The organism is Dictyobacter formicarum (assembly GCF_016587435.1).
Map to the genome: position 1 here is coordinate 388,431 of NZ_BNJJ01000007.1, position 7,214 is coordinate 395,644.

Sequence of the window (7,214 nt, forward strand, 5' to 3'; positions counted from 1 at the left end):
AACACCTTTCAACCTATAGATCTGAGAAGCGCATATGTGTGCCGGGACAACAAACTTCTCAGACACAGTCGATCATACAAACGATGAATAGAGGTGCACCGTAAGCCTAAGGCAACACCAGGCGCCTGGCCTGCACCACATTGCGTTTACTACACTTCCCATCGACAATCACCACAGCGCCCTCTGCCAGTTCCCGCATAGCAGCCTCCAGGTTAGAGACACGGCGGCCCTCGTGGTCAAAGATCGTTGTCTTCTCAGTCACAACCACCGCTCCTGGCTCAGCTTCACCCGAGCGCTTCTGGACCGCGCCGGCAATCACATACGTATTGGGGCGAGAAGCACAGGGAGCTTTGCCGAAGATGGCCACCTTGCGTCCCTGGGAGGCCAGCGCATCCATCACATCTGGCAGTTCCTTGCTCAACTCTTTCACATGCTCCTGCTCCTGCTCAGATTTATCATCTTTGGAGTGTAGCTCCGACTCGGCCAGCGTCTCTACCGCAGTCGTATGCTTCTGAGAAGAGGTCTCCATGGGCTTACCATCTTCGTGGCGATGGCGCTGGAAGAGGCCATGCTTGAGCCTCTGGCCAGTCTCAGATTCCTCCTGCTCATGATAGGCGCCATTCTCTTTATTGGAAGGATGATATGCATGCTCGAACAGCTCTTCATCATACGCCAGAGGAATAGCGACGGGAAGAGCTTGAGGCAACGTATCGATCTGATAGGTAATAAAGATCTTATCTAGTTCCTCTTTATTCAAATGTGCCAATTTTTCATAATCGCTGGAGCTCAGATAGTCTTTGAGTTTGACTGCACTGCCATCTACCTGCAAGGGAGCGCTGGCCGGAACCTTGATACGCAAATGGGAACCTTTAAAGTACTCGGCCGTAGTATTGTCCGGCTTCTGGCGCAGCAGCAACGACGACAGTTGTTGCAAGGTAGTCAATGGATTGCCGGCCGTAATCACACAGACATCGATAGCCCCATCATCCACATAGGCGTCTGGAGTGATACGCTCAACTTTAGCGTAGCGGCGCGTATTGCCCAGCACAATCTGGACCGCCTCACCCCGCCAGAGCGAATCGCTGTCCTGGCCGGCCTGAATCTCAACCGGAAAAGGATGCTGCTCCGGCAACTCTTTGGCGGCCGACAGCCCGACAGCGAAGGGTCCAATCTGGTATTTTAATGGCTTCGAGACACCACTCATGATAGCCGCATCCAGACCGATACCTGCCATCAACAAAAAATGGTGACGCACCTTCCCGCTCTCCTGCGAAGCCTTCTTACCAGCCTTAGCAGGAACAATCGAAGGCTTATCGTCGCCCGGAAAAGAGATCGAGCGCACCGAGATACGACCCACGTCAACGTTGCGCGTCTCGCTATTGATGAGGGTCAAAGCCGCTTTAACAGGATCGGTTGGCACACCGATTTCGCCCGCCCACACATTAGCGGTACCCCCGGGGATCAATCCGACAGTTGGCCGCTTACCCTTCACGCTCATTACACCATTGACAGCCTGATTGAGCGTCCCATCACCACCATAAACAATCACCAGATCACTCTTCTTCTCCAGCGTAGCCTCACGCGCCAACACCATTATATGCTTGCCATACTCTTTTAAAGCAATTTCTGTTTTGTAGCCACCAGCCGACAGGACAGCCAGAATATCCGACAATTTGGCCGCATTCTCACCCGCCCGGGGATTAATAAGGAAAGAAGCAGTTTTACCAGGCATAAGCATACCACCTCGCAGATATATAAAATGTTAACTAATTCTCATAGAACACGAGGGAATCAGTAGTTCAGTTTCAAACATAGGATATTTGTGCGCCAGGCTTGCTTTATTTCCATTGCCATCGGGGTGTCAGCGCCCACTCTTTTTATATGTGTTATTGCAGGAAGCGCGCGTTGCGCGCTTCCTGCAATAACACATATAAAAAGAGTGGGCGCTGAAGGCGCGCAGCGTTAGGGGCCGCAGGCATGAAATGAAAGGAGCGCAGGAGAGCGGATGGGCTCTCCTGCGCTTTGGTTTGGCGTGTGTCGTGAATAGTGTTATTTGACCAATGTTCTGACAGCCTGGGCGATGTCGTGGGCGCTGATACCCGCGGCTTCGAGCAGCTCAGCAGGTTTACCAGAGCTTGGCATGGACTGTACGGCCAGTTTGACGATCTGAGGCATGGGGACTTCGGCCTGCGAGAACGCTTCCAGCACTGCTTCACCCAGACCACCTTCGGGCCAGTGGTCTTCAACCGTGATGATCTTGCCACCAGCTTCTTCAGCCGCGGCCAGCAACGTTTCATCGTCGATGGGCTTCACCGAGTAGGCGTCAATGACGCGGATACGGATGCCCTCGCTCTTGAGCTGATCGTATGCCTGCAGGGCTTCGTGCAGCGTAATACCTGCCGCCACCACGGTCGCCAGATCTTTGTCAGACTGGCGCACGACCTTACTGCCACCAATCGGGAAAGTCTCGTCAGGACCATAGATGACGGGCGTTTTTCCACGCGTCGTACGGATATAGGAAATTCCACCGTGATCGGCCATGGCCGCCACCAGTTGAGCGGTCTGGTTGGGATCACATGGATAGAGTACTGTACTATTATAGACCGTCCGCATCATAGCCAGGTCCTCTAAGCCCATCTGCGATGGCCCGTCTTCACCAATCGAGACACCAGCATGCGAGCCGGAGAGACGAATATTAGCCTGCGATACTGCAGCCATGCGGATAAAGTCATAGGCACGCGACAGGAAGGCCGCGAAAGTCGAGGCGAAGGGGATCATATCCCGGACCTGAGAGCCGACAGCAAAAGCCACCATCTGCTGCTCCGCGATATATTGCTCGAAGTAGCGATCCGGATAGGCCTTGGCGAACTCGTTGGCGTAGGTGGAGTTGCTGACCTCGCCATCCATCGCGATCACCCTGGGATTGGCTGCGCCGAGCGCGACCAGCGCATCTCCGTAGGCTTTACGTGTCGCCTCAGACGATTTGAGCTCGTAGCGTGGCAATTCGAGGGGCTTCTTCTCTCCCAGCGGCGCAGGTTGGGCGGGGGCTGGCTTCTGCACAGGGTAGACCATGCTGCGCGCAGCGGGCTTCAGCTCGTCAATGGCCTGCTCAGCCTGCTCGGGGGTCAAAGGCTTTCCATGCCAGCCATCTTTATCGGCCAGGAAGGAGACGCCCTTACCCTTGATGGTTTTGGCGATAATAAGAGTCGGACGATCAGTGACCTTAGCAGCCTGGCGATAGGCCTCATCGATCTCCTCGTAGTTATGGCCGTCAATGATGATATCGTGCCAACCAAAGCCACGAGCACGGGCCGCATAGGCCTCCATATTCCAGCCCAACTCGGTCTCACCGCGCTGACCCAGACGGTTACAGTCGAGAATCGCCACTAGATTATTTAATTTGTAATGCTCGGCCAGGTGGAAGGCCTCATAGTTGGAGCCCTCAGCCAACTCGCTATCACCCAACAAGACCCAGACCTTATAGGGAAGCTTATCCAGGTACTTGCCAACAGCAGCAATGCCCACCGAGATCGGCAGGCCCTGTCCAAGGGAGCCGGTCGCCACATCCACCCACGGAAGCTCAGGAGCAGGATGGCCCGCCAGGCGGCTACCAAACTTACGTAGCGTCAACAGTTCTTCATCGGTAATCGCTCCCGCCGCCTTAAACATCGAATACAGCAGAGGCGCCGCATGTCCTTTAGACAAAATGAAATGATCGTTGGCAGGATTTTTCGGATCATCGTAGTCATAATGCAGATGGCTCAACATCAAAACCGACATCAGATCTGCCGCTGACATCGACGAGGTGGGGTGTCCAGAACCTGCTGCGGTCGTAGAACGAATACTATCAACACGTAATTGTTGGGCAAGATTTGTCCATTGTTTCACCTGGGAAGTAGTTTCTGCAGTTGTCATAAGTACTCCTCACTATACGAGTATTGTACACTTATATCCCCGTTTTCTTGCGTTCGCAGGTAGCTGGGGCAAGCCTTTGTTGCTTGCCCAATGCAAAAAGCCGAAAATATTAACTACCACCTGACACGGCGGCTCCGCTCATCCAAATGAACGTCATCCAAATGAACGGTCTCACGTTTATTATAAAACATGGTAAACGTTTTAAACATTCAACGCCGCTCGCTGGTAGCTAAGCTGGACGGATGAATAGTGTGACGCCATCGCCTGCATAAGGCCACCACAACATTTTTTAACACGAATTGGCGCGGACGAATAGTTTCAGAACGCATGCTTCACAGAGAGGAAGGAGGAAGAAGAGAAAGAAGAAATATCATGATATGAGACATACACGAGCTTCTAAAAAGAAGGAAAGATGTATGTCTCATTATTGGGCGTGTATAACCAGCTTAGCGATTGGCTTTGGGTGCCAGGGCCCAGAACAGCAAACCGGCCATGACAAAGAACAGCACCAGCATAAATGCCATGACGGGGTCGACAGCACCGGTTACCGGAAACTGAAAAATGGCTGCTAAGAACAAATAGAGCAACCACAGTCCACCCAGTATCGGGAAAACATATAACCAGTTAAAACGCGCACGAGGGTTCGGTTCACGAACAACGACTTCATAGTCTGAATTAAGTGGCTCCATACCATACCTTTCCTTCGAGACCGCAGAGAGCATATTACTATGCTGTTTATTGCAGGCGGCCGTGAGACACATCTCTTCTAAATAAAGATCAGAAATATGCCGGGTCGAGCAAATCTTATGATAATATCTATCAATAGGTCGTTTTAACAAACGACCTATTGAAATTCAAGTCATATTATAGTCGTTCGCTTCCAACAGCGCAACTTCCCCACACCATCCCTTTCGGATGCATAAAAAAGACCTTAGCGTCCAAAACTGCAAAAGTCTAGATTGGTGGAGTCACAAGCATCGGAACAAGCAGGCGAGAGGATGTCTTCTAAAAAGGAAATAGTGGGAAGGGAGTAACGTTTATTGAAGTGGCGACGCAACTCAAACGCATTGATCTGGTACGTAGAGCCATCTGAGGCAGCAGTAAGTCGGCCTTCGGCAATGGCACTACAAACATCAGCAAGAGTCGGGATGTGGTCGGACATAAATTTCCTCCCCTACAAATATACTGCGACTGCGGCGTGTTACACAATCAACGCAACAACAGTAGAAACACAAGGTACCAGTTACAGACACGGCTAAAAGCACTAATTCGTTTCACTGTGTCATTTCTAGAATAAGGGCCAGGAGATGCGATCCTCAACGGTCTCCATCGGGCGCACATCACTCTTTGCGTGCTGCAACGAATCCCGTTGCTTCCACCCCTTATTCGTACAGATGGTACATTTTGTCTGGTTATTCAATCTCCTTTTGATTGGGATCATCTACTACTGCCTCATCATCCAACAACCCTTTCATAGGATCAATATACATCACATGTCTGATCAGGTCAATCTGTTTAATGACCTCTTTGACGGCTGGTATCAAAAATTGCTGCCCTTGCGGTCCTTTAATGACATAGACATCATTGCCGCCGGTGGTCCAGATATCAGTAATCACGCCGACTTCCTTCCCGCTCAGGCGTAGTACGCGCAGGCCCATAATGTCATGTTGGTAGTACGCATCGGGAGGAAGTTTGGCCAGTTCAGCGAGAGGAATCACAATATCGCGGTTGCGCAATTTTTCGGCCGCGTTCGCATCATCGATACCCTTAAATTTGAGCAGCAGCATCTCGCCCTTGTAGGGGCGTACCCCCGCAATGGAAAGGCTGTGATGATCGGGCATCAGGTAGACGGTCTCCAGCGAAACAAAGCGATCGGGCACATCGCTGAGTGGAAACACCTTAACCTCTCCCCGAATACCAAAAGGGGCCACTATTTTTCCGATAGTAGCCCATTCTGTCGTGTTTTTCATTAGCACGTAGCTCTATTTCTGTCTGACCAGCCTGAGAAAGCTCCAGCACGCCACACCTGGCCGGCACGTACGCTCATACAATTTGCATGGCAAGGCTACCCAGGTATGTGCCGGGCAAATAAGCCTGTGCTGCCGCTGGCACACAATAATAATTTATTGGATCTCAAGTGAGGTATGACGACCTTCGCGTGTGCCGCCTGCGCGCAACAGTGTACGCATCGCTTTGGCAACGCGTCCCTGACGACCAATCACTTTACCAAAGTCATCGGCCCCCACATGCAACTCTAGCACGAGCGCGTTACGGTCATTGCGAACTTCACGCACCTGAACGGCTGAAGGATCATCCACCAATGACTGAGCTACATACTCAATCAATTTTCGCATATAGTATCCTTACTTCAGATACAACTTAGCCTGTGCCGATAGAAATGTACTTACTCAGCAGCAGCAGGAGCAGCTTTAGCAGCGGCTTTCTCTTGTGTGAAACGGTCAAGGATGCCAGCGCGCTTGAGGAGCAGAGCAACGGACTCTGTGGGTTGCGCACCGTTTTTCAACCAGCTGAGAGCTTTTTCCTCGTTGATGTTGATGGCGGAGGGCTCGACAAGTGGGTTGTACCAACCGATATTTTCGATAATGCGGCCATCACGAGGAGAGCGTGCATCAGCGACCACAACACGATAGCTAGGGGCTTTCTTCATCCCCGTACGTTTTAAACGAATTTTGACAGTCATGCTTTATTAATTCCACCTCTGCCCCACACAAAGGGGGCTGTATTTTCAGCAGCGCCACGTTTCATAGCACCTAATAGTGCCCCTAAATTACGGCTTGATTAGAATAGCACGGTGCAACGGAATTGTCAATGTTAAGTGTTGAGTGCCTGCTTTTCGCGCCTGCGGCCCCTGACGCTTCGCGCCTACGGCGCTCACAATTTATATAAGATGAGGTGCAAGCGGTGCGCCCGGCGCACCGCTTGCACCTCATCTTAACAAGAGAAAGCAATAATTTTGTGATGGGATAAGGGTCGCCTGTGATGGATACGAGAGTGGATAGGTGTATGCTAGCTAGTGGGAAATGAAATGCGCGGAACACGTCCAATTGCGTTTTATTGAAGCATACAAAGATCAAATGGTGGTGCATATTGCCGCATGGATATATTGTCCAGCCATGCTGCATGTTATAATGCTGATATAACGGCTGAAATGTTCGAGGACGAACACTCACACAACACGCAATGCTTACGCGGTTGATCAGGCATGCGCACCTATTCGTCCCTGGATATTTTGTGTTTATTTATTCGAAACAGGGATACGTGGGGAGCGGTCTCCATCC

General features: G+C 51.4%; 7 protein-coding genes. All 7 read right to left on the reverse strand.

Annotated elements, in window-relative coordinates; translation table 11 throughout:
* Positions 1 to 106: 106 nt before the first annotated feature.
* Positions 107 to 1,732 (reverse strand): diacylglycerol/lipid kinase family protein, encoded by a 1,626-nt coding sequence (locus JMI88_RS14820; protein WP_201362642.1) that lies wholly within the window; start codon positions 1,730 to 1,732, stop codon positions 107 to 109.
* A 317-nt stretch (positions 1,733 to 2,049) separates the two neighbouring features.
* The gene (locus JMI88_RS14825) at positions 2,050 to 3,915 is read right to left on the reverse strand and encodes a transketolase (RefSeq protein WP_201362643.1); all 1,866 of its coding nucleotides are present in this window, start codon (positions 3,913 to 3,915) and stop codon (positions 2,050 to 2,052) included.
* Between the two features lie 446 nt (positions 3,916 to 4,361).
* Complete coding sequence (locus JMI88_RS14830; RefSeq protein WP_201362644.1) at positions 4,362 to 4,604, reverse strand: hypothetical protein; 243 nt, start codon at positions 4,602 to 4,604, stop codon at positions 4,362 to 4,364.
* 242 nt (positions 4,605 to 4,846) lie between these two features.
* Complete coding sequence (locus JMI88_RS14835) at positions 4,847 to 5,077, reverse strand: hypothetical protein (RefSeq protein ID WP_201362645.1); 231 nt, start codon at positions 5,075 to 5,077, stop codon at positions 4,847 to 4,849.
* Positions 5,078 to 5,327: 250 nt separating this feature from the next.
* On the reverse strand, positions 5,328 to 5,885 hold the full coding sequence (gene rimM / locus JMI88_RS14840) for a ribosome maturation factor RimM (protein WP_201362646.1): 558 nt from the start codon (positions 5,883 to 5,885) through the stop codon (positions 5,328 to 5,330).
* A gap of 153 nt (positions 5,886 to 6,038) precedes the next feature.
* Entirely contained in the window at positions 6,039 to 6,269 is a 231-nt protein-coding gene (locus tag JMI88_RS14845; protein ID WP_126597586.1) for a KH domain-containing protein, read from the reverse strand.
* A 50-nt stretch (positions 6,270 to 6,319) separates the two neighbouring features.
* A complete protein-coding gene (gene rpsP / locus JMI88_RS14850) occupies positions 6,320 to 6,616 on the reverse strand; it encodes a 30S ribosomal protein S16 (protein ID WP_201362647.1) in 297 nt (98 codons plus the stop codon).
* Positions 6,617 to 7,214 lie beyond the last annotated feature (598 nt).

What these genes read in the sequence shown, in the direction of transcription:
- JMI88_RS14820 (WP_201362642.1), bottom strand. Translation starts at nt 1,732, where the DNA reads ATGCCTGGTAAAACTGCTTCTTTCCTTATTAATCCCCGGGCGGGTGAG.
- JMI88_RS14825 (WP_201362643.1), bottom strand. Translation starts at nt 3,915, where the DNA reads ATGACAACTGCAGAAACTACTTCCCAGGTGAAACAATGGACAAATCTT.
- JMI88_RS14830 (WP_201362644.1), bottom strand. Translation starts at nt 4,604, where the DNA reads ATGGAGCCACTTAATTCAGACTATGAAGTCGTTGTTCGTGAACCGAAC.
- JMI88_RS14835 (WP_201362645.1), bottom strand. Translation starts at nt 5,077, where the DNA reads ATGTCCGACCACATCCCGACTCTTGCTGATGTTTGTAGTGCCATTGCC.
- rimM (WP_201362646.1), bottom strand. Translation starts at nt 5,885, where the DNA reads ATGAAAAACACGACAGAATGGGCTACTATCGGAAAAATAGTGGCCCCT.
- JMI88_RS14845 (WP_126597586.1), bottom strand. Translation starts at nt 6,269, where the DNA reads ATGCGAAAATTGATTGAGTATGTAGCTCAGTCATTGGTGGATGATCCT.
- rpsP (WP_201362647.1), bottom strand. Translation starts at nt 6,616, where the DNA reads ATGACTGTCAAAATTCGTTTAAAACGTACGGGGATGAAGAAAGCCCCT.